At 61.6% G+C, this 23,272-nt stretch carries 17 protein-coding genes and 1 other annotated feature; of the genes, 15 read left to right on the forward strand and 2 right to left on the reverse strand.

Annotated features, from left to right (window positions below; all coding sequences use genetic code 11):
- The 3 genes from HMPREF0762_RS06090 to tilS all read left to right on the forward strand — a co-directional run.
- The coding region (locus tag HMPREF0762_RS06090) for an InlB B-repeat-containing protein (protein WP_006362658.1) at nt 1–4,425 on the forward strand (4,425 nt) is incomplete at its 5' end.
- Nucleotides 4,426–4,598: 173 nt separating this feature from the next.
- Entirely contained in the window at nt 4,599–5,465 is an 867-nt protein-coding gene (locus HMPREF0762_RS06095) for a Maf family protein (protein ID WP_115314232.1), read from the forward strand.
- A 12-nt stretch (nt 5,466–5,477) separates the two neighbouring features.
- On the forward strand, nt 5,478–6,587 hold the full coding sequence (gene tilS / locus HMPREF0762_RS06100) for a tRNA lysidine(34) synthetase TilS (protein ID WP_006362660.1): 1,110 nt from the start codon (nt 5,478–5,480) through the stop codon (nt 6,585–6,587).
- A gap of 98 nt (nt 6,588–6,685) precedes the next feature.
- Here tilS and HMPREF0762_RS06105 read toward each other — a convergent pair whose 3' ends face one another.
- Nucleotides 6,686–7,339: a TetR/AcrR family transcriptional regulator C-terminal domain-containing protein gene (locus HMPREF0762_RS06105; RefSeq protein ID WP_040619103.1), complete on the reverse strand. Its 654-nt coding sequence runs from the start codon at nt 7,337–7,339 to the stop codon at nt 6,686–6,688.
- Nucleotides 7,340–7,616: 277 nt separating this feature from the next.
- On the opposite strand from HMPREF0762_RS06105, the gene HMPREF0762_RS06110 reads away from it, so the two are divergent.
- The 8 genes from HMPREF0762_RS06110 (at nt 7,617) to HMPREF0762_RS06145 (ending at nt 15,608) form a co-directional block, all read left to right on the forward strand.
- Complete coding sequence (locus HMPREF0762_RS06110; protein ID WP_006362662.1) at nt 7,617–8,771, forward strand: acyl-CoA dehydrogenase family protein; 1,155 nt, start codon at nt 7,617–7,619, stop codon at nt 8,769–8,771.
- 215 nt (nt 8,772–8,986) lie between these two features.
- A complete protein-coding gene (locus tag HMPREF0762_RS06115; RefSeq protein ID WP_006362663.1) occupies nt 8,987–9,739 on the forward strand; it encodes an adenine nucleotide alpha hydrolase family protein in 753 nt (250 codons plus the stop codon).
- Between the two features lie 42 nt (nt 9,740–9,781).
- A complete protein-coding gene (locus tag HMPREF0762_RS06120) occupies nt 9,782–10,672 on the forward strand; it encodes an electron transfer flavoprotein subunit alpha/FixB family protein (RefSeq protein WP_006362664.1) in 891 nt (296 codons plus the stop codon).
- 21 nt (nt 10,673–10,693) lie between these two features.
- A complete protein-coding gene (locus HMPREF0762_RS06125; RefSeq protein WP_006362665.1) occupies nt 10,694–11,986 on the forward strand; it encodes an FAD-dependent oxidoreductase in 1,293 nt (430 codons plus the stop codon).
- Nucleotides 11,983–12,279, forward strand: a complete 297-nt coding sequence (locus HMPREF0762_RS06130; RefSeq protein WP_006362666.1) for a ferredoxin family protein — start codon at nt 11,983–11,985, stop codon at nt 12,277–12,279. The genes HMPREF0762_RS06125 and HMPREF0762_RS06130 overlap by 4 nt, the downstream gene beginning before the upstream one ends.
- A gap of 63 nt (nt 12,280–12,342) precedes the next feature.
- A complete protein-coding gene (locus tag HMPREF0762_RS06135) occupies nt 12,343–12,840 on the forward strand; it encodes a PaaI family thioesterase (RefSeq protein ID WP_006362667.1) in 498 nt (165 codons plus the stop codon).
- A gap of 27 nt (nt 12,841–12,867) precedes the next feature.
- Entirely contained in the window at nt 12,868–14,031 is a 1,164-nt protein-coding gene (locus tag HMPREF0762_RS06140) for an acyl-CoA dehydrogenase family protein (RefSeq protein WP_006362668.1), read from the forward strand.
- 125 nt (nt 14,032–14,156) lie between these two features.
- The gene (locus HMPREF0762_RS06145; RefSeq protein ID WP_006362669.1) at nt 14,157–15,608 is read left to right on the forward strand and encodes a solute carrier family 23 protein; all 1,452 of its coding nucleotides are present in this window, start codon (nt 14,157–14,159) and stop codon (nt 15,606–15,608) included.
- A 4-nt stretch (nt 15,609–15,612) separates the two neighbouring features.
- Here HMPREF0762_RS06145 and HMPREF0762_RS06150 read toward each other — a convergent pair whose 3' ends face one another.
- Nucleotides 15,613–17,355, reverse strand: a complete 1,743-nt coding sequence (locus tag HMPREF0762_RS06150) for a helix-turn-helix transcriptional regulator (protein ID WP_040619104.1) — start codon at nt 17,353–17,355, stop codon at nt 15,613–15,615.
- Between the two features lie 281 nt (nt 17,356–17,636).
- On the opposite strand from HMPREF0762_RS06150, the gene HMPREF0762_RS06155 reads away from it, so the two are divergent.
- The 4 genes from HMPREF0762_RS06155 to nrfD all read left to right on the forward strand — a co-directional run bounded on the left by HMPREF0762_RS06155 (nt 17,637) and on the right by nrfD (nt 22,017).
- Nucleotides 17,637–18,365: a molecular chaperone TorD family protein gene (locus HMPREF0762_RS06155; protein WP_040619106.1), complete on the forward strand. Its 729-nt coding sequence runs from the start codon at nt 17,637–17,639 to the stop codon at nt 18,363–18,365.
- A 68-nt stretch (nt 18,366–18,433) separates the two neighbouring features.
- On the forward strand, nt 18,434–20,620 hold the full coding sequence (locus HMPREF0762_RS06160) for a molybdopterin-containing oxidoreductase family protein (RefSeq protein WP_006362672.1): 2,187 nt from the start codon (nt 18,434–18,436) through the stop codon (nt 20,618–20,620).
- Entirely contained in the window at nt 20,621–21,154 is a 534-nt protein-coding gene (locus HMPREF0762_RS06165) for a 4Fe-4S dicluster domain-containing protein (protein ID WP_006362673.1), read from the forward strand. It abuts the gene before it with no gap.
- A gap of 5 nt (nt 21,155–21,159) precedes the next feature.
- Nucleotides 21,160–22,017, forward strand: coding sequence for an NrfD/PsrC family molybdoenzyme membrane anchor subunit (nrfD, locus tag HMPREF0762_RS06170; RefSeq protein WP_040619314.1), 858 nt, complete (start codon nt 21,160–21,162; stop codon nt 22,015–22,017).
- 744 nt (nt 22,018–22,761) lie between these two features.
- Nucleotides 22,762–23,272 (forward strand) — a sequence feature (16S ribosomal RNA rRNA prediction is too short).

The following is a 23,272-nucleotide window of genomic DNA, read 5'->3' on the forward strand; positions in this document are numbered from 1 at the left end:
CCCGCGGCGCTGACCGAGCTCTGGGTCGACGGCGCGGCCGGCGACGACGCCAACGACGGCTCCGCCTCCGCGGCGCTCAAGACGCTCGCCAAGGCGCTCGAGCTCCAGGCGGCCGACCCCTCCGTCACCACGATCCACGTCAAGGGCGACCTCGCGCTCTCCGCGACGGCCACCATCCCCTCGGGCGTCACGCTTTCCATCGCGGCCGACGGCGCGAAGATCAGCGGAGGCGGCAACAGCATCGACGGCATCGTGCTTGCGAGCGGCGCCACCCTCACGGGCGAGGGCACCCTCACGATGACCGGATTCAAGACGGCTCTTACCGCGCAGCCCGGCTCCACCATCACCGATGGCACCTACGTCTTCAAGAACAACGCGGGCGCAAGCGGTTCGCGCGGCCTGTCCCTCGCCGGGACCGTCAAGGGTTCTTCGGGCAAGGACAAGCTCACCATCACGGCGGACGACAAGAGCAATACCGACTTCTACGAGTCCGGCATCACATTCGAGAACTGCACGGTCAACGTGAATTCCCAGGCTCGCACCTGGTTCGACGCGCGCGACCTCAACCTCAAGAACGCATCGCTCACGGTGAAGGGCTTCGGCCAGACCTTCTACGTGAACAAGCTGAACATGGAGGATTCCGACCTCACGATCAACCCGTCGTTCTACGGCCAGACGGGCATGACCGTCCAAGGCTCTTCGAATATCGTGAACTCGCATATCACGGCGAACGCCGGTTCGACCGCGGGCATCTCGATCGGCGCAGCAGGCGGGACGATCAACGTCACCGACTCCACGCTTGAATTCACCAACGGCGGCACCGGCGGCCTGAACGTGAACACCGGCGACGTCGTTCTCACCAACTCCACCATCAAGGGAGACGGCAATAACAGCGGCGCCCTCTTCGGGGCGCAGACCAACGGGTCGATCGAATTCAAGGAAGATTGCCTCGTCGAGACCCCTGCGGCAAGCAATGCCGACAACGGCGCCGGCCAGACGATGAAGAACTTCGTCGTGACGGGCGGCTCGTATCTCGTCAAGTATGCGCCGAGCTACAACAGCAGCATGGGCAGCACCATTCCCGTGAACGGCGCTGCGAACGGCGACGAGAAGCTCTCCCTGTTCACGCTTGCCGATCCGACCACCACTGCGCTCAAGCCTCTGAACAAGAACGGCCAGACCTACGATTATTCCGTCGCCAAGGCATCGAGCGATGGCGAGAAGCATGTCTGGGTTCCCGCTGCCAAGGTGACGTTCAAGCTCAACGCCGACGATGCGACGCAGCCGGTCTCGGGTTCCTTCGCGGATGGCTCCACCGCCGATCAAACGGCGCTTGCCATGCGCGGCTACGCTCTCGGGGCTGCAAAGTCCGTCGCGGGCGGTTCCGTCGCGGTTCCGGGCGACCCGTTCGCTCCGGGCTATAAGTTCCTCGGCTGGTTCTATAAGGATGCGGCAGGTACCGAGCAGCCGTTCTCTGCGGACGATGCGGTTTCCTCCGATATGACGGTGTATGCGAAGTGGGAAAGCGATGCATCGTCCTATGCCGTCAAGTACCATAACGGCGCAGACACCGACGTGACGTACCTTGCAACGTCGAGCGATCCTTCCCGCACCATCAAGGTGCTTTCGGGCGACGAGGTCGCGGCGGCGGCCCCTGCATTCGCCATCGAGGGCAAGATCTTCAAGGGCTGGACCACCCAGCCTGACGGCGCGGGCGATGAAGTCGCTGCGGGCAGCATGCTTTCCGTGCCTGCCGGCACGAACGTCGTCGACCTGTATGCCAAATGGGAAGACCAGCTCGCGACCGTCAAATTCTCCGCGAACGGCGGCACCTTCTCTGCGGATAGCGTGTTCAAGAAGAACCCTGCCGTGTTCGATATCGAAACCGACGCGAACGGCGGCGAAGTCGCCGTCGTCAAGAAGCAGCCCAAGGTCTCCGACAAGACGACCCTCGATGCGCTGCTCAAATCCCTGGGCGACGGCTCCATCTCTTCGAAGACCAAGGGCATCGCAAGCCCGACCGACACCGATACCGACGCTGCGTATACGGGCATCGCAACCTGCAAATACCATGTGCTCGGAAACAAGCACATCCAGGAAACGCAGTGGTTCTGGACCGTCGACCGCTATTACTACTGGTTCAACGATGCCGCGGGTTCCTCCCATGCCAAGATCGACGGCACGGCCAAGCTGACGCAGGATGTGACGTACTACCTCAAGTGGGATGACGATCCCGCGGTCGAACACGTCGAGGGCGACACCACGATTCCGAGCGACATGTGGAGCGGCTCTCAGGACAAGACCACGTCCATCAAGGAAGCCTCCACGGGCGAGACCTTCAGCATGACCGGTGCGGTCGATGCGTCCGGCATCGTCAGCCAGATGGATGCGCTCGAGGCCTCCATCGCGGGCGGCTTGGACGACCTCGCCAAGATCACGCTCTCCAGCACGTCGTCCACGTTCAAAGCGACCATCACGCTGCCCGACGGCGTCGTCGTGCCGTCTGATCCGACGGTCACCGCGACGGGTCTCGGGGATTGCTTCGAAGTGAAGAGCACGGAAGTCAACGGCCAGAACGTCACGGTGACGTTCGGTCTGAAGGGCAGCTACGACAATTACAAGCAGCTCAAGGATGCCGTGGAATCCACCGGTAAGGACGACGCATCGACCGCTGCGCTTCCCAAGCCGATAACGGTCACCGTCGACGGCCTCACGCTTGACGCCGACAACGTGACCAACGGACAGGAACTCACGGCCACGGGCGTCGTGGAAGGCACGTTCTCCTCGTACGCCGAGAACACCGTGACCGGCAAGGTCAAGAAGTTCGACTACACGTGGACCGGTTCGCAGATCCAGGCGAACAAGGACCCGCGCGGCACGGGAATCCAGCAGACGATTCTCGTGGTGAAGCCTGCCGCTCAGACGCTTCCTGCCGACATTCTGGTCGGAAACGACACCGAGCACGACAGCGTATACCCCGTTCTTCCCGGCCAGACGATCGACTTCACGGGCACCATCGAAGCGTCTACGGTGAAGGCCCAGATGAAGGGTATTGAGTCGCAGTTCCCCAATACGACGGACTATGCGGGCATCAAGCTCTCGGATATGTCCTCCTCCTTCACGGCCACGTTCACCATTCCCGATGGCATGACCCTTCCTGAGAACCTGAACAAGGATTCCGTCAGGACCGATGGATTCTCCGACACCTTCACCGTGTCCGATGTGTCCGTCAGCGGCAAGACCGTGACCGTCAAGATGACGCTTAAAGACGGCATCGAGACGTACAAGGATCTTCAGGAGGCCGTCATCGACAACCTTGGCGACACCATGGGAATCACCATCCCCGGCGTCAAGGTGAACGACGATTTCCCTGCGGGCGACACGGCCACCGTTTCCGGCACGGTGACCGGCGACTTCAAGGCCCATGCGACGAAGACCGAAACGGGCACCACGAAGGTCTTCGCCTTCACGTGGGAAGGCGTGCAGAAGCCCGAGGGCATGGATGCGACCGCCAACTCCGTTGACGACGGCATCCTGTTCACGGTCCAGGCCGTCACTCCCGTGGCCTCCAAGCTTCCGGCCGACATGCTGGTTGGCGCCAATACGGAGCACGATGCCGTCATCGAATCCGCCCAGGGCTCCACGTTCGACCTGACGGGCGCCATCCTCGCGTCGTCCATACAAGAGCAGATGAATAAGATCGAGGCGGCCTATCCGGGCGCGAACCACGACACCATCGCTCTCGACGCCATCAAGTTCTCGTTCGAGGCAACCTTCACCGTTCCCGAGGGCATGACGCTTCCGTCCGACCTCGATGCGAGCAAGGTCAAAGCCACCGATTTCGGCGATGGCTTCAAGGTCAGCGACGTGAAGGTGAGCGGCAAGACCGTCACCGTCAAGTTCGTATTGAGCGATCCCTCTTCCATCACGACCTACTCCGACCTTGAGAAGGTCGTGGACGCGGCCGGCGTCACCGACGGCTGGATGAAGCTCACGGTTCCGGGCATCAAGATCGACACCGATGCCGAAGTCGGCAAGAACCTCACCATCGTCGGTACGGTCAAGGGTTCGTTCGGCGCTACGGCCGATTCCCAGTCCGGTACGCACAAGGTGTTCTCCTTCACGTGGGAGGGGACCCAGTGGCCCGACGGCAAGGATGCCGTTGCGACCGATGACGATACGATCCAGCTGACCATGAAGGTCATCAAGGGCAAGACGCCTGAAACCGAGAAGCCTTCCAAGCCTGGTTCGAACGTCGTTCCCGACGGCACCGATAAGCCCGGCGACATGAAGAAGTCGGCCGCCAAGGGCAAGGCCATGCCTCAGACCGGCGAGGCCAACTACGCGCTTGCCGCAGGCATCGTCGCGGTCGTCGCGCTTGCGATCCTCGCATTTGCCATCGTTCGCCGCAGAAACAAGCGCTAGGCATGCGGCCTCCATGGCTCGGATAAGCCGATAGATCGCTTAGCACTCTGAAGGGGCGCAGCTCATAGGGGCTGCGTCCCTTTTTGATAGAAGGCCGATGCTGTTTTTCGCGGAGCCATGCTGCAGTCATGCACGTCGGGTACGATGTCCGAAACGCGCACGAAGGGGATAGGATGAGCGAAAACCAGGAAGTCACGGGAGATTCCACGATCGGGCAGGAACGCACGGTCGGTCAGGAACGTACGACCGGACGGAGACGCACGACCGGGCGGGAACGCATGAGCGAATGCGATCGCATGGTCGAGCGGAGCTGCGCGGCCGACCGAGACCGCACGGGCGGACGGGATTGCGAGGCCGGGCATCAGGATGCCGAGCGCGATCTCGAAGGCGGGCAGGATCCGGAAGGCTTCATGCCCGATTCGGTGCGCATCGTGCTTGCAAGCGGAAGTCCGCGTCGCCGCGATCTGCTGGCTCGCGAGGGGATTCCTTTCACGATCCGCGTTTCCGACGTGGACGAGACGCTCGAACCCGATCTGCTCGCGCATCCGGAAGAAGCCGCCAAGAAGCTCGCGGAACGCAAGGCCGGTGTGGTCGTCCAGGAATTGCTGGACGAAGGCGCGCAAGGCACGATCGCCGTCATCGGCGCCGATACCATCGTCGTGCACGACGGCGTGATCTTCGGCAAACCCGAGAATCCGAGCGACGCGCGCCGCATGCTCTCGACGCTTTCCGGCGACACGCATGAGGTCATTACCGGCGTTTCCGTCTGGCTCGTCAACGTGCCCGAAGACGGCAACGTCTCCCTCGGCTTCCGCACGCTTGCCGAGACGAGCCGCGTGCGGTTCAAGAAGCTCGCCCCCGGGCTCATCGAGTCGTACGTGGCGACGGGGGAGCCTATGGACAAGGCGGGCGCATACGGCATCCAAAGCGTTGCCGACGTGTTCGTGGACGAAGTGTCCGGCGATTTCGACACCGTCGTCGGCCTGCCGGTCAAACGCATCGTCGCGGAATTCTCCGAGATCTTCGGACTCGCGCGCTAACCGGAGCGAACCATGGGCGCACGCAAGGGCAGGGTTTCGAACGCAGACCGCACCATCGAAAGGGTGGAAGCGCTTATCGCCGAGCGCAGCCTTGCCTCGGTCGATAATCCGGTCGTGCTCATGGTCAGCGGCGGGTCGGACAGCACGGCGCTCGCTTACATCGGAGCCGATCTGCGCAATCGCGGCGCGCTGGGTTTCATTTCCATGCTCCATGTCAACCATAAGCTGCGCGGCGAAGCCTCCGATGCCGATGCGGCGTTCGTGGAGTCGCTTGCGAAGGCCCTCGATATCCCTTTGTTCGCGTGTGAAATCGACATGCCGGCGCTCATGCGGGAGGGCGGCAACATGGAATCCGTGGCGCGACGCGAGCGCTATGCCGCTGCGCGCGATGCGGTCGAAAGCACGTGCCGGCATCTCGGAGCCCCTGCCGATGCCGGCGTCGTTTTCACGGCCCATACCGCCGATGATCGTGCGGAGAACTTCTATATGCGCTCGATCGTGGGAACGGGTCCGGGCGGTCTGAGGGCCATGAAGCACGCATCGTTCGTGCAGGGCGTCGACGTCCGTCGCCCCCTGCTCGAACTGTCGCGGGACGACCTCCGCTCATATATCGAATCGTTGCCGACGGATCGGGTCGCGACCGATGCTGCGGGCGCACGGTGGCGCGAGGATGCCACGAATGCCGACACCGATCGATTCCGCGCCTTCGTGCGCCATGAGATCGTCGCACGCGCGAAGGACCGCAACCCGCGTCTGCTCGAAACCTTGACGCGCACGATGAACCTCATCGCCGACGAGGACGACCTGCTTGAAGCTCGGGCGAACGAGATTCTTCTACGGGAAGCGGCCCCTCTGGGCACGTCCCGCGAAGAAGGCTTCCTCATCGCGCCGGCTGCGGCCGAGGCGGAGACGCCTCTTCTGAGGCGGCTCATCTATCGGACGATAGCCCTCATGCTTCCGCCCGAAGAGCGTGTCGATTCCGTCAGCATCGACGCATGCCTCGATGCATTCGGGCGTTCGGGGGCCGTTGCCAACATCCAGAACGACATCGCGGTCTCCTATAACAAGCGGGGATTGCGCCTCGAACCCATGGCCGCCTTCCGCGCCCGTCGCAAGAAATAGAAGGGCTTGCAGGCGAGGCCGCGCGGGCGGATTCACCCAGACATGCGCCTCGAGCCCGAGTTCCCTCGCGTGCGCAGAGGCGTTCTTTCGGATTTCGCCTAGAGCATCCTTCTGAGCTGTTGTTCCTTGATGGTGTTTTCGAGCGACGCATGCACGATATTGGAAAACGGGCCGATTCCCTCGCAGATGCGCCCTGCGTGCGGGTCGCACGCGCGCCGCAGGATGATGGAGAGCAATGCCCCGGTATAGAATTCCGCGAGGAAATCGATGCTCGCGTCGCGCAATTGGCGGTTGCTCAGCACGAATTCCACGTCACGCCTCATGGCCGGGATGAACAGCCGGTACAGATAGTCGGTCAGATTTCCTGCATCCTTCATGCGCAGGACTTTCGCGTAGTATCGGCGCCGTGCCTCGAAGCAGGCGGCGAGCGCCTCGAATATCTGCGACCCGTCGATCGATCTGACGCCGCGCTTCGCGAACGCATAATACGGAAGGTCGACGAAGGGCCCCTTCGTACCGTCTTCGAAAACGAGCTGAGGGCCGTCGAACCTCGCCTCGAGCTCCTGGGCGAAACCATATCGGAAGATCCATGCAATGAGCTGGTTCTTATCGACGAAGTGGTAGTAGAACGTCTTGCGGTTCTTCCCTGCGGCGGCGATGACGTCCGATACGGAGATCTTCTCAGGCGGCTTGTCTTCGGTCAGCCGGATGAACGCATCTGCAAGTTCCAGCATGGTCTTCTTCGATGCCACGTGACTCTGCCTCTCGGTCAGAAAATAAATTCTGTGGGTCTTAGATAGTAGCATCGTCAGTTGTGCCGAAGCGATGAGAATGATGCAACAACACTCTTTTATAAGGCTATTCGATGGATTCATCAAAACTATTGATCCCGTTCGTAAATGGAATACGAAACTACACAGAATTGAATTTCTGTCCATCCACACATGAAATTTCGCAGCGTATTCTCTGTTCAGGAAGAAGTCGGGAGAAGAAGCCCGGCGACAGCAACCGTTCGGACGGAGGCCCTTCATGGACTTTAGCTTGACCGATGAGCAGGAGCTTCTGCTCGAAAGCGTACGCGAATTCTGCGACCGCTACTTCACGGAAGACGTCATCAAGGAGATGTATGAGACCCATACTATGCCCGATGAAATCGCCGAGGCGTATCGCGACGCAGGGTTCGGCCTGATGGGCATTCCCGAGGAGTACGGCGGGATTCCGGCAGATCATGTGACGCTGGGCCTCATGATCGAGGAGCTGTATCACTCTGCGGGCTGCAACCACATCCTGTATCAGAATTCCCTCGATATGCTCGATATCTGTTCGTTCGGCACGCCCGAGCAGATTCAGAAGTGCGTCGATGCCTACATGGAGACCGGCTGGCCTCTGTGCTCGCTCTCCATCTCCGAGCCGGGCGCGGGTTCCGACAATCGAAGCATGACCTGCACCGCCAAGAAGCAGGAAGACGGCACTTACGTCCTTAATGGCCAGAAGACCTGGGTGACTATGGGCGCTCAGCTTCCGTACACGATCGTGGTGGCCAAGGACGAGGATCCTGCGCGCGAGAACGGCTCCATGAGCCTCTGGCTCATCAACATGGATCGCGAAGGCGTTTCCACCGCCGCCCTCCATAAGATCGGCCAGCAGTGCATCCCCTTCTGCGAGGTCTACCTCGACAACGTCGTCGTGACCGAGGAGGATCGCGTCGGCAAGCCAGGCGAAGGCTTCATGCTCCTCATGAAGAATTTCGAGGTCGAGCGTGCGTTCATTGTCGCGGAACAGCTCGGTCTGGCGCAGGCCGCCCTTGACGATGCGGCCGCGTATGCCAATCAGCGCATCGCTTTCGGCAAGCCGATCGCCAAGTTCCAGATGATCCAGGAAAAGCTTACCGAGATGGAGATCCGCGTCCAGAATACGCGCAACATGCTCTACAAGGTGCTTTGGGAGCTTGACAACGGCATTCCCGTGCAGCTCGACTCCGCGCTCCTCAAGCGCTATGGGTGCACCGCATGCTTCGAGGTCGGCGATATGGCCCTCTCGATCTACGGCGGTCTCGGCTACACCTCGGAGGTCCGCATCGGTCGTATCTGGTCCGACCTGCGCGGCAATATGTTCGGCGGCGGCACTCCGGAAATCATGGCCTATATCTCCGGTCGTCAAGTGGCCAAGAAGTATGCCGAGTAAAGCCGGTTTTCGGTTTCGTCCAGCATGTCATTCTGCCGTGGCATCTGCGTAGGGCTGGCTGCTATACTCTGCCGTTAAGACCGGCAGCCTTCGGTTTTCCATCCCCGCACTTCCCGTCAATGCGGCCGAGGGCGAAGCCGTTCCGCTGAATCCCGTCAAAGCGGAAGAGTCTTGAAGCCAACAAGCACTCTCAGGTATTTGAAAGGACTCATCGCATGAACATCATCGTTGCATTCAAGGTCGTGCCCGACGATCAGGATATCCAGGTCGCCGGCGACCGTACGCTCGACTATTCCAAGGCGAAGAACACCGTATCCACCTACGATCTCAACGCGTTCGAAGCCGCTGCCCAGCTCGCAGGCGACGGCGATAAGGTCGTGGCCGCCACCGTCGGCCCGAAATCGATCGACGAATCCAAGCTGAAGAAGAACGTGCTCGCCCGCGGCGCCGAGGAGCTGTTCATGGTCGCCGACGATGCGTGCGCGGATCTCGACGCCCATGCGACCGCCGAGGAGCTCGCGGCCCTTATCGGGACGATCGGCGAATACGGCCTCGTCCTCTGCGGCGATGGCTCGGCCGACAACTACGCGCAGCAGGTCGATGTCCAGCTCGCCGCCAAGCTCGGCGTGCCCGTGGTGAACGCCGCGCGCAAGGTCGAGGTCGCCGATGGCGCGGCCGTCGTCGAACGCCTGCTCGAAGATGTCGTCGAAACCGTTCGCGTGCCTCTTCCGGCCGTCGTCTCCGTCGTTCCCGATATCGTCGAGCCCCGCATTCCCGGCATGCGCGACATCCTCGCCGCAGGCAAGAAGCCGATGAACGTCTCCGCTGCTTCCGCAGCCGCGACCCGCACGCTCGAGACCGTCTCGTGTCTCGCGCCAGAGCAGGCAGACCGCAAACTCGATATCGCCGACGCCTCCGACGACGGCGCCATCGAGAAGTTCGCCGCCGCGCTCAAGGCCGCCCTGTAAAGCGCGTCCGTCCATCGGTCGCCTATCGAAAGGAATCCAAGCATGAAAGCTTTTGCCATAGCCGAACACACCGACGCCGCGCGCGAGCTCGCCGCCGGCGCCCGTACCATCGCCGATGAAGTCATCCTCGTCATGATCGACGGCGCCGCTCCCGACGCCTCCGCCGACAAGGTCGCATCCGTTGCCGTTCCCGAAGGCGTCGCGGCCGAGTGCGCGGCCGACACCGTCGTCGCATTGTTCGATGCGGAGCAGCCCGGCATCGTTCTGGTCGAGCCGACCCGTCGTCTCAAGGTGATCGCCGGCGCGCTGGCCGCGCATGCAGGCACGTCCGTCATCACCGACGCCATGTCGATCGCCGCCGACGGCGCCGCGACGTCCATGTTCTTCGGCGGCGTTGCGGAACGCGTCCAGAAGTCCGCGGGTCCGGTCGCCATCTACACCGTGGGTGCGGGCGTCTTCGCCGACGCTGCCGCATCGGGCGCCAACGAGGCTCTTCCCGTCGAATGGGTCGCGCCGAAATTCGCCGTGGAGGTCGTTTCCCGCACTCCGATCGAGAAGAGCGGCGTCGATCTGGCCAAGGCCGATGCGGTCGTTTCCGCCGGCCGCGGTTTCGCTGAGAAGGCCGATCTCGACCTCGCCTATGCGCTCGCCGACAAGCTCGGTGCCGCCGTCGGCTGCTCCCGTCCTCTCGCCGAGGGTGTGGACTGGTTCCCGCATGAAGCATATATCGGCGTTTCCGGCCAGGTCATCGCGCCGAAGGTCTTCCTGGCGGCCGGCATCTCCGGTCAGATGCAGCACATGGTCGGATGCAACCGCTCCGGTGCTGTGTTCGCCGTCAACAAGGATAAGAACGCGCCTATCTTCAAGCAGTGCGATTACGGTCTGGTCGGCGACCTGAAGACCGTCCTGCCTGCCGTCGTTGCGGCGCTTTAACCCGGAAAAGGAACGCTTCCCATGGCAGATTTCGACGCAATCGTCGTCGGTTCCGGGTTGGCTGGTTCGGTGGCGGCCCTTGAGCTCGCACGAGCGGGCAAGGCCGTTCTCGTCGTCGAACGAGGCAACTTCTCCGGCGCGAAGAACATGACGGGCGGGCGCATCTACGCGCATTGCCTGAAGTCGGTATTCCCCGACGTTTATGATGAGATCCCCTTCGAGCGCAAGGTCTCGCACGAGCGCATCTCGCTCATGGCGCCCGACGCGAACTTCACGATCGACTTCACGTCCGACGACCTTCTGGCCGATGGGCAGGAGTCGTACACGGTGCTTCGCGCGCCTTTCGACCAATGGCTCCAAGAGCAGGCGGAAGCCGCCGGCGCAGAGTACATCAACGGCATCGCCGTGGAATCGCTCATGAAGGACGAGGCCGGTCGCGTGACCGGCGTCCGCGCGGGCGAGGATGAGATCACGGCGGAAGTCGTGCTTCTGTGCGATGGCGTGAACTCGCTGCTCACCAAGGAAGCCGTCGGCTACGAGCGTCCCGCGGCCAAGTACATGGCCGTCGGCGTGAAGCAGGTCTACGAGCTTCCCGAGAAAGAGATCGACGCGCGGTTCCAATGCGCGCCGGGCGAAGGCGCCGCATGGCTGTTCGCGGGCGATGCGACGCACGGACTGTTCGGCGGCGGCATCATCTACACGAACAAGGAGTCCATCTCGATCGGCATCGTGGCGGGCATCGAGGCGGTTGCGAACGATGCGACGCGTCCGGTCTACCAGATGCTCGAGGACCTGAAGGCCCATCCGGCGGTGGCTCCGGTCATCTCCGGCGCGAAGCTGGTCGAGCATTCCGGGCACATGGTTCCCGAAGGCGGCATCAACATGATGCCCGAGCTCACGGCCGACGGCGTGCTCGTGGCGGGCGACGCCGCCATGATGTGCGTGAATCTCGGCTACACGGTGCGCGGCATGGACTATGCGGTCGCCGCAGGGCAGATCGCAGGCCAGCAGGCGGCCGCCGCACTCGATGCGGGCGACACCTCGAAGGTCGGCCTCAAGCGCTATGTCGACGCTCTCGAGGAATCCTTCATCATGAAGGACCTGCGTCAGTTCGAGCGCGTTCCGGCCTTCATGGAAGGCTTCGACCGCATGTTCAAGGGTTACCCCGAGGCGGCCCGCGACATGATGAACAAGATGTTCGTCGTCGACGGCACGCCGGTCGGGCCCATGAAGAAGACGATGAAGCCGATCATCAAGCAGCTCGGCATCATGAATCTCCTTCGCGATGCAAGGGGGGCGATGAAGGCGCTATGAGCACGATAGAGATCGAAGTGAACGTCGACGAGTATCTGTCGCTGAACAAATACGAGGTCGACGAGGAAAACGCGCATATCGAGCTGGTGGACGACCCGGACGACGCCGAGTTCGACAAGCTGATCCGCGCATGCCCCGCGGCGCTGTACAAGCGCGACGAGGACGGCATCAAGTCGTTCGATTACGCAGGCTGCCTCGAATGCGGCACCTGCCGCATCGCCTGCGGCGGCACCATCATCAAGAAGTGGGCCAATCCGCAGCCCACGATGGGCGTGGAATACCGGTTCGGCTAGGCCGCCTTGCTTCGGGCCGGGTCGGTTATTGCCGACCCGGCCTTGCATCGAAGGAGATGGGTGATGACTGAGGGTATGGGCGAAGCTCTTCCGAGCTATCTCGTCGAAGGGGCTTTGAACTACCTTTCCGATATGACGGGATTCTCTGAGCTGCATGCCGACATGATCGAGCGCGGTCATGTGCGGAACACGATGGTCGTTCCCGCAGGAGCGACGAACATCCATGGAAACGCGCACGGCGGTTTCATACTGGGGCTGCTCGACTCGACATGCGGGATGGCCGCCCATACGATGGGATATGCAAACGTTACGGTCCAGATGAGCACGAACTTCATGAAACCGGTTCGTATCGGCGAGGAGATAGTCCTGGAGGCTCGCGTCCTTCACGGCGGGCGGCGCAGCACCGTCGTGTCGTGCCAGGTATCCGACGTTCAGGGACGCGTGCTCGTCTCCGCCCAGGCAACGATGTTCAATCTTGAGAAGCTTGACGAAAACAGCGTGATTCCGAAGCCGTTCTATCCTCGAAACGATACGTGCTTCGATATTCGGACGCGTGTCTGACGCGATGAGAGAGCGGTGATTGACCGTATGTATCCCGAAATCAGCCCTCGACACCAAGAACTGATTGATGAACTGCGGGAATATGGAGAGAATCGCTTCTCTAAGGAGAATATCTCTCAATGGAGGCACGAGGCCGGCCTGCCCGATGAGGTCGTCAAGGATTTCGTCGACCTGGATTTCAAGGGCTTCAACGTCCTTAACCGCGGGGCGGATGGGAGCTACGATCTGTTCGCCCAGGTCCTTGTCGCGGAGGAGCTCGCGCGCGTCGCCGGTACGACCCTGCCTTTCACCAACGATCTGCTGAATCTTCAAATCATGGCCGAATTCGCCGATTCGAGCCAGTTCGACATGGTTCGCGATCGCTATGCTTCGGATGGCCGGTTGATGTTCGCCCTGGCTATTTCCGAGCCTGAAGGCGGATCGGACGCCATGGGCATGAAAACGACGGTGGCGACGGTGGATGGCCGGTTGATTCTGAACGGCAGGAAGACGTTCGTCAATAACGGGGAATACGCACCGTATCTGCTTATCGCAGCTATAGACGGGGATTTGGAGCCCGTTAAACATCCGCCGCTTTCCCTCTGGCTTCTGCCGCACGGCCTGGAAGGCATTTCGGTGTACCCCATCAAGAAGGCCGGTCAATCCATCCTTCCGTTTTCCGACGTCATCATGGAGAACGTCGTGCTTGATGAGTCGTATCGGCTGACGGGGTCCGAACCAGGCTTTCCTCAGCTGTTTCGTTTCTTCGATATCGGGCGCATCTTCTCCTGCGCCACCGCGCTTGGACTGGCCCGGGCCGCGATGGAGGATGCGGTCGCGTACGCTTCGAAACGGCAGGCGTTCGGTGCGGACATCATCGATTTCCAGATGATCCAGCAGATGCTCGTCGATATGGAAATCGATGTCAGAGCGATGCGGGATAGCGTCTATCGAACCGCACGAGAAGCCGATCGGCACGGGCATACGAGAGAGTCGCGCCTGTCCATAGCGCTCATGAAGCGATTCGTTCCCGAAACCGCCACCAAAGTGGCATCGAACGCGATGCAGATTCTCGGAGGCAGGGGATATATCAACGATGAGAGGGTTTCGATGATCTGGCGCGACTGCCGCGGCTTTCAGATCGCCGAAGGGACCGACCAGATCATGGTCAGAATAGCCGCCCCTCTTCTGAAGGAGGCGTACGGCTGCTAGGCGGGCCGGTCGCCTTCGCGCAAGGCGCCCGATCGGCTCATGCGCTGCTGTGCGCGATGCGTAGTGGAGCTTAGATCGATCGAACGGGGTTCGCGTTCGTTTCGAAACGGGGAGAAGGGGCAACGATGGCGTTTATGAAGCGTACTCCGGGAGGTGTGCAGCCCTGCATCCCCATCGGTTTCCTGCGCATCAGGCTTCCGTTCATCCATTTTAAAATCTCACCGCCGGAGATAGTCACAGGCATCATGAACGCCTGCACGTCCTACGGCATGCTCGCGGTTCTCATATCCACTCTCGGGCTCGATCCCGAGACGGCATGGGCTCTGGTGGTCTTCGAAACGCTGCTGTATTTCTGCAACTGGCTTCTTGGAGAGCCGTCCGTCTGCGGCTGGATCACTCCTGCCGCGGTTATCGTGATCGCCTTCCTGGAAACCTTCGATCCAGGCATCGTCCGCATTCAGGCATTGATAGCGATTCAGCTCGAGCTGGCCGCGATCTTCCTGTTCCTAGGTTTCAGCGGATTGTCGAAGAAGCTGAACATCATGGTGCCTCCGGGCATCAAGGCCGGTATCGTTCTGGGCGCAGGCATAGGCGCGATCTATGCGAGGCTGAAGGAAGGCGGGCCCGTCGACGATGCTCTCTGGGCGTGCATTGCCGGCCTTGCCGTCGTGTTCGCGCTCATGTTCAGCCAGAGGGTGCGCAAACGCATGGGAACGAATAAGATCGTGCGCTTCCTGGGCAATTACAGCTTCCTTTTCGCCGTCATCGCGCTCATCGTCGTCGGCGGCATGACCGGCGAATTCAAGTACGAGTTCTCCGGCCAGATCGTCAAGGTCCCCGATTTCGGGCATATGTTCATGCAGGTGTCCCCCTTCTTCATCGGCTTCCCCGATCTGCATATCTGGCTGCATGCGGCTCCGATCGCGATCATCGCCTGGGTTATCGCGTACGGCGATTTCATCACCGTGAAGCAGCTGGGTCTTCAGGCGCTGCGCGAAGACGAGTTCATCGAATTCGATTCGAATCGCACGAATGTCATCTGCGGCATCAGGAACCTTCTTTTGGGTTTCTTCGCGCCGTATCCGGCGCTTGCCGGACCGCTGAGCGCGCCTTACTGCGTTGCCACCTATCAGCGGTACAAGCAGGACGGCCGCCGTGGCATGGATTCGATCTACGACGGATCGGGCACCAACATCATTTTCACGGGACTCGGCATGTTTCTGTATCCGGTGTACGAAGCGGCCGCCGCTGCGTCCGGCGCCATTCTCGTGACCGTCCTCTGCATCCAAGGCTTCGTGTGCACCCAGATCTTCTTCGACCTGTGCCGCGATAAGACCGACCAAGGCCTTGCCGGCATGATCGCCGGCTTCATCCTGGCGCGCGGCGGAGGAGTCGGGCTCCTCGCAGGCAGCTTCCTGTACGCCCTCATTGCCGACAACGGCAAGATCGTGGATGACCTGCGTCTCAATCGGGAACAGCAAGAGAAGGAAGACGAGGAATCCGCTCGCGTTCTCGAAGAATTCCTCAAGCTGAGGGACCGGCGCAAGGGGCAGGAAGAACCGGATAGAGAGCCTTAGGCGTCTAATCCTGCGCGTGCGATTCCATGAAGTCGATGAGCTCCTGCTTGGAATGCTGCCCGGTCTTCTCGAGAATATGGCGGATGTGCGTGCGCACGGTGCTTTCGGCTACGTAAAGCGATGAGGCGATCACGCGCGCCGAGCGTCCTCGATGCAGATAGGGAAGGATTTCGGCTTCGCGTCTCGTGAGGCCGAAATCATCGGCGAACGATCCGTACAGGTCCTCTTCGGCGGGGAGGGTCTCGACGTTCTCCGAAACCGTCCCGGTCGGTTCGGACGCATGTTCTTCGGTCGGCGTGGCCGCACCCGGCTCAGCCCCTTGGCGTGCGATGCCTTCGGTACGTTCGGACGAGACGAATGCGCACGCGGCGCATCGTGCTGCGGATACGCTCATGCTCGGGTCCTCGGCGTCTTCGGATACGGCTATGTCTCCTGCACCCTCGTCACCGCGTTTCCGGTCGTGCAGGAAATCGTCCGCATAAGCGACCCGTATGGCGCGCCCGGCAGCGCCGGCACCGCTCTTTCCGAACGTCAGCGTGAAGGTTCCCGTGCGTCCGATCGCATACAGCACGGCGATGACGGCAAGGAGGTACAGCGCCCCTGCCGAGATCACGATCATGCTGCTCGATGCCGCATCCATGCTCTTCATGACCAGATATCCGATGCAGATGCCGGTCAGGCGCGAAACGATCGATGCGCTGCGCGCCACGCCGCCGACCACGTATCCCGGCGTCGAAAAATCATAGGCCGCCGTCGCGACCGAATACCACAGGATGACGTCGAACATGCCGTAGCACACGGTCATGGCCACGTTGATGAGCACGGGGCGCGTGTCGAAGAAGAACGGGAATGCGATGAAAAGCAGCGCGATGGCCGGGATGATGACGAGGAAGATGCGCGTCGGCTCGAAGCGTCGATGCGTCACCGCGATGATGACGATGAGGATCACGGCGGCGATGCAGTTCGCGAACATAGGCAGGAAGTGAGCGGCGTCGGCCGACCGCATGGACATCACGGTCATTTCCCAGACGAACCCGAAGAAGAACGATATGACCATGCCGACGGTGACGAGGGGCATGATCGATATGAGCGCCGCAAGCGTGCGGCGCGGGTCGGTCGACACGCGTATGGCGGCGAAGTCGCGGTCGTTGACCGACTTCCAGAGGCATACGCTTGCGACGACGGTCAGCAGCTCCATGATGGGCAGAGACGGCACATGGAAACGCGACGTGATCGTTGAAACCGTGACGAAGATCAGCGCGCTCACGAAGAAGATGATGACGGCGTACACGCCGGTCTGCGACGGCTTCAGGCTGCCGAGCACCTGGGCCCAGCTTCCCCAGAAGAAGCCGTATCCCATGCCGGTCATGACGGCGCCTGTGAGCACGAATGCGACCATCGAGGTCGTGTCGGACAGATGCCCCGCGACGCAGAGCAACACCAGGCCTACCATGATAAGCGCAGGAAAGACGTACCAGGGCACGCGTCTGATGCGGTCGGGATCGCGCTGCAGCAGCATCGATCCTATAAGCAGCACCGTCGCGTTCGCAAGAAACGAGACAAGCACGACCACCGTCGACATCTCCGGCGTCTGCGCCTGCCCGGAAAGCGTGATGGAGCTGCGGAACGTCAGCATGCTGCATGCCCAGAACACGGCGAGTCCGAGATAGCGCGCGCGGAATGCCGACCAGAGCCTGCGACTGTCGGCTTTTCGGTCGTCCGTCGTGCTGCTTTGAACGTGAGCCATGGTTCTCCCCTGAAGGTATGCCGGCGCTTCCCCCGCGCCGATGCAGCTATCGAGTATACCCAACTCTCCGCTCGGAGGCTCGAAAACGGGCGTATGACGGCGCATCCCGATGTGGCCTGTACGCCGCATATCCCAAGAAGGTTCTCATCAGTTTCTAATGATATTCGACCCCAGAGCTTTTATATTCCCAGTTCATTAGTGCAATCATCAGTTCTTGCGGATTCGCGAGGCATATGGATGCCTCTAAGATGCAATTCGTGGGTACGGGGGAAGGAATCGGCATGGGGGAAACTGCCGTTCTGAAAGTGACGACCGACGCATGCGATGCGTGCGAAGGCGTGCATGACGACGAATCGCTCGCATATGGACCGGCTGCGCTGCATGCGCTTGCCGACGGCCTCTTCGCGCGCGGATGGATGGATGCGTCCGCTGCGGCGTTCGAAGACGACCGTGCGGCCATCGTGCGTCTGGCACGCGGCATCGGGTGGAACGAGGATTCGATCGAGCCGTTCGAGACGGCGGCTCTCGGCGATATGCAGGCGTTCATACGCGAGTCATTCGTCGCAGGGATGCCGCATGCGGTCCTGCCCATCGAATCTCTCTATACGATGCGCGGCTACGACGGCGAGACCTCGGCCAAGAACCTTCGCACCTATCTCAACGAGCCTGCGCGCCATATGTCGGTCGTCCTGAGCGATCTGGCCGTCGAAGCGCCCGAGGCATTCAAATCGATGCCTGACCATCTGACGATCGAGCTCGAGGTCTTCTGCCTGTTCGTCGAAGCGGGCAATGCCTCGGCCGCAGCTCGGTTCGCTGCCGATCATCTTTCCTGGATCGCCGGGTATCGCGCGCGCCTTCTCGGGGTTCGTGCGGCTACGGGAATCGATCGACGCCTGTCCGAGCAGGCTCGAGAATCATGCGCGACCGGCGCGGCCTTCGCAGACGCCGCGCTTTCGCTCATCGAGGCTTACCTGGAGGCTTCGCTCGCAGAGGCGGGCATGCCTTCGTAAAGCATTGCAGAACACCGCCGCCGCGGGGGAAGCGGTCGGCAAAGAACTATTGGGGGAAGGGAGCACGCATGCAATACAACGTGACGCGCCGGAAGTTCCTAGGCGCTACGGCTGCGACTGCGGCATTCGCTGCGACGGGATTCTCGTCGATCGCGGCGTGGCGCGCGGACGCGGCTGAAGAGCGAGGGGGCGGCGAGGTCGTATCCACGCCGTCGATGTGCAACGGGTGCTCGAGTAAGTGCGGCCTGTGGGCCAATGTCGTCGATGGCAAGCTCTGGACGCTCGAGGGCAACAAGGATCATCCGTATTCCAAGGGCATGCTGTGCGGGCGCGGCCATGGCGTCGCGCAGTTCGCGTATGCCGAAGAGCGTATCACCGAGCCTCTGCATCGTCTGGAGGACGGCACGTTCGAGCCTGTTTCTTGGGACGATGCGCTTGCGGCCATCGGGGAGCGCATCAAGGCCATCACCGCCGAGCACGGCGCAGAAACGATCGCGATCGTGCAGGATCCGCGCCCGACGGGCAAGACCTACTCGAAGATGCTCATCCATGCGCTCGGGTCGAACAACATCTATACGCATGGTGCGGCCTGCAACCTTTCGAAAGAGGGCGGTCTCGCCGACACCATCGGCGCGGCGAAATACTCCATCGATTTCGCCAAGGCGAAGGTCGTCATGTTCATCGGACGCAGCTACGGCGACGGCCTGCGTCCTTCGTCGGTCAAGAGCCTGGCGGACGCTGCCGAAGGCTCCGCGCGCATCATCATGGTCGATCCGCGTCTGAACAACAGCTGCATATTCGCCGACGATTGGCTTCCGATCATCCCGGGCACCGATATCGCGCTGCTGCTGGCGATCTGCAACGTGCTTGTGGCCAACGATCTCTACGATGCCGATTTCGTCGAGGAGAACACCGTCGGGTTCGAGGAATTCGCCGAAGAGGTCATGCAGTACACGCCCGAATGGGCTGCCGACATCTGCGGCATCTCCGCCGATCGCATCACCGAGATCGCCAAGGCCATGGCCGCTGCGAAGCCTGCGGCCGCCGTCGAGCCCTCCTGGCGCGCGGCGTTCGGATGCGCGCACCAGAACTCGTACGAAACCGCGCGCGCTGTCGCAGCCGTGAATACCCTGCTCGGAGCCTGGGGCGCCAAGGGCGGCGCGCTCATCACCTCCTCGCCGAAGGCGGGCAAGCTCGATCAGGAGAAGTTCCCCTCCATTCCGAAAGTGGAGGCCAAGCGCATCGGCGACGCCGATTATCCGCTCGTGCTCGACGCGATGGGCAGCAACGTCGCCCTGCTCGAGCACGCGCTTGCAGGCGACGTGCATGCCATGTTCTTCTATAACTCCAATCCTGTGCACGGATACAGCAACCCGGCCAAGTGGCACGAAGGCCTGCAGAAGGTGGATTTCAAGGTCTGCATCGACATCCAGATGAGCGAAACAGCGCTCGAGTGCGATTACGTCCTGCCCGAATGCACCTATCTCGAACGCACCGAGGTTCCTGAGTTCATCGGCGGCAAGAAGCATCTCGTCGCCATGCGCTTCCAGGCGCTCGACATCATCCATCCCGACACGCGTCCCGGCGACGAGATCTTCGTCGATATCGCGAAGGCATGCGGCAAAGGGGAGTACTTCCCGTTCACGGTCGATGAGCTTTCCGAGGCTCAGCTCGCCACCGTCGGCACGTCGATGGCGGAGGTGCGTGAGAAGGGCATCGTCCAGCTCGAGAGCTCTTTCGAGTACGGCGTGCCTAAATTCAAGACGCCGTCAGGCAAGATCGAGCTTTCCAGCGAAAAGGTCGGCAACGCCGGGCTCAATCCGGTGATCGGCTATATCCCGCGCAAGACCTGGCCTGAAGAGGGGCAGTTCTTCTTCGCGGGCGGCAAGCAGAGCATCCACTCGCATACCATGACCCGCAACATTCCATCGCTGAACGCCATCTCTCGCGAATACGACATGGAACGCGTCTGGGTCGCTGCATCCGATGCCGAGAAGCTCGGCATCAAGGAAGGCGACATGGTCGAGCTCTCCAACGAGAACTACACCGCGCAGGTCGCCGCACATGTGACCGAACGCGTGCGTCCCGGCGTCCTGTATATGCCCACGCATTACGGCGGAGAATCCACCTACCTGACGCTTGCATACGGCTACGGCGTCAACCCGATGCAGTTCGCTCCGCTGCAGGCCGAGCCTGCCGTCGGTTCGTGCATGAGCCAGGAATTCACGCTCACGTTGAAGAAGGTGGAGAAGTAAATGACACGCTACGGAATGCTCATCAACACCAAGCGCTGCGTCGGCTGCTTCGCCTGCCGTCTTGCGTGCCAGATGAAAAACGAGCTCGAGCCTGAAGAGACGTTCATCAAATACGACATGCTCGAGCGTGGCACGTATCCCAGCGTCCATGCCGAGGTCGTGCCTTCCCAATGCATGCATTGCGAAGACGCACCGTGCCAGAAGGTCTGCCCGACGCATGCCACGTACACGACCGACGACGGCGTCGTCCTGGTCGACCCCGAGCGCTGCATCGGCTGCAAATACTGCATGGCCGCCTGTCCCTACGGCTCGCGCATCCAGATCGAAGCGACCGGCATCATCGAGAAATGCCGCTTCTGCTATCACGACGGCCAGGTCGGAAGTCCCGCCTGCGTCGGAACCTGCGTGACCGGCGCGCGCGTCTTCGGCGACCTCGACGATCCTGAATCCGAGATCTCGAAGGCCATTGCCAAGACGAACGCCCTGCCCATTGCGGGAGACCTGACCAAGTCCAAGATTTTCTACGTGAGGTGATCGAGATGGTGTGGGGACCCCTTATCGCCATATATCTGTTCCTTGCCGGCGCATCGGCCGGTGCGTTCCTGGCTTCCGCCTACATCGAGCGGAAATATCCCGATGCGGTGCGCATGCGCGTGGCCGGCCGCATCCTCGCCCCGATCTTCATCGGCATCGGTCTTGTCATGCTCATGGTGGACGCCGAGGCGGGCCTGCATAACCCGCTGCGTTTCATCTTCCTGATCATGAATCCGGGATCGGTCATGACGCTCGGCGTGTACTTCATCTGCGTGTTCATGCCCGTCGCCCTCATCGAGGCCGTGCTCGAGCTTCTGAAGAAGGACGTTCCTCGCTGGCTGACCGTCATCGGCGACGTGTTCGCGTTCGCCGTGGCCGCCTACACAGGCTTCCTGTTGGGTGTCGTCGATGCGTATCCGCTGTGGAACAATGCGATCCTGCCGGTGCTCTTCGTGATCTCGGCCCTGGCGAGCGGCCTTGCCGCAGTGAACCTATGCGGGCTCATCCTTGATCGCGAGAACATCGAGAAGATGTTCGACCTCAAGAAGGGCCACGTCGTCCTCGGCGCTGCGGAAATCATCGCGCTCGTCGTCATGTTCATCATCGTGGCGTCGGGAGACCCCCAAGGCGCCGCATCGATCCAATCCATGCTGACCGGCGGGTTCGCGGGAATGTTCTGGATCGGGCTCGTTCTCGTCGGGCTGCTCATGCCGCTCCTGATCGGCGCGAACGCCTTGCGTGCATCCGAAGGGTCCCAGTCCTCGGTCGCGCTCGAGTACGCGAGCGAATGCGGCGTGCTCGTCGGCGGATTCATGCTGCGTCTGCTTGTCGTGCTTGCCGCGCTGCCTATCGTCTTCGTGTAGGCATCTGGAAATAGCCGTCGCCCATCCCGTCGAAGGCCCATCGACCTCGTCGTCGCGTCCTGGGTGACGGCTATAGGCGGGGTTTTGAAACGGCAGAGCGTATGAGGCCTGCAGTCTGTGCGCCTGTGCTGATTTCGAACGGCGCCTCCATGGATCGAGGCTTGCTGGGGTTCAGGATCTCACAAGGCTTGCCGATATATGCGAAAGCCGCTCCTATGTCTGGGGGCGGCTTTCGTTCGTTTCAGCCGAACCGGGCTCGCCTGAGCGTCTCCTTCTTTCAGGGGGGCGAGATTCTCATGAAGGGGGAGGGGGGGGCGATCGGCGATGCTCTCTGGCGACAAGCGCATATTCGATGCGGTCTTTCCCGGGCAAGAGTTTATGGAGGATGTCCATAAGCTCTTTATAAGCGGTTTACCTGGCATGATATTCAGGTAGCGCAACGGATCGAAAGAAATTTCCCTCGATCCGAAACTTTCCATTGACGCGGCCCGGCCCGGCGCGTAACATAACCGTTCGCGCCGAGGGCGAGCCCCGAGGCGCGGGGAACCTTGAAAGCCGGATACTGTGACGCAAGCGAATTCATGGAATCCTAGACATTCGGACCACATTTCCGAAAACGAGACGGACCCGTCTCACGGGAGCCCGGCCCCTGAGGGGGCCGGCCCCGAAGATGAGAAGGGCCGGGTCGACGGGACGTCACGGAAGCGTCTTACCCGGGCCTGCGGGCCCGGGCTTCCGAACGGAGAGTTTGATCCTGGCTCAGGATGAACGCTGGCGGCGCGCCTAACACATGCAAGTCGAACGGTTAAGGCCCCCTTTAGGGGGCGCATAGAGTGGCGAACGGGTGAGTAACACGTGACCAACCCGCCCCCCCCACCGGGACAACCTCGGGAAACCGAGGCTAATACCGGATACGCCGGGGCCCCCGCATGGGGGCTCCGGGAAAGCCTTGGCGGGAGGGGACGGGGTCGCGGCCCATCAGGTAGACGGCGGGGCGAAGGCCCGCCGTGCCGACGACGGGTAGCCGGGCTGAGAGGCCGATCGGCCACATTGGGACTGAGACACGGCCCAGACTCCTACGGGAGGCAGCAGTGGGGAATATTGCGCAATGGGCGAAAGCCTGACGCAGCGACGCCGCGTGCGGGAAGGAGGCCTTCGGGTCGTAAACCGCTTTCAGCAGGGAAGAAGCCTGACGGTACCTGCAGAAGAAGCCCCGGCTAACTACGTGCCAGCAGCCGCGGTAATACGTAGGGGG

It is taken from the genome of Slackia exigua ATCC 700122, from assembly GCF_000162875.1.
Lineage (GTDB): Bacteria > Actinomycetota > Coriobacteriia > Coriobacteriales > Eggerthellaceae > Slackia > Slackia exigua.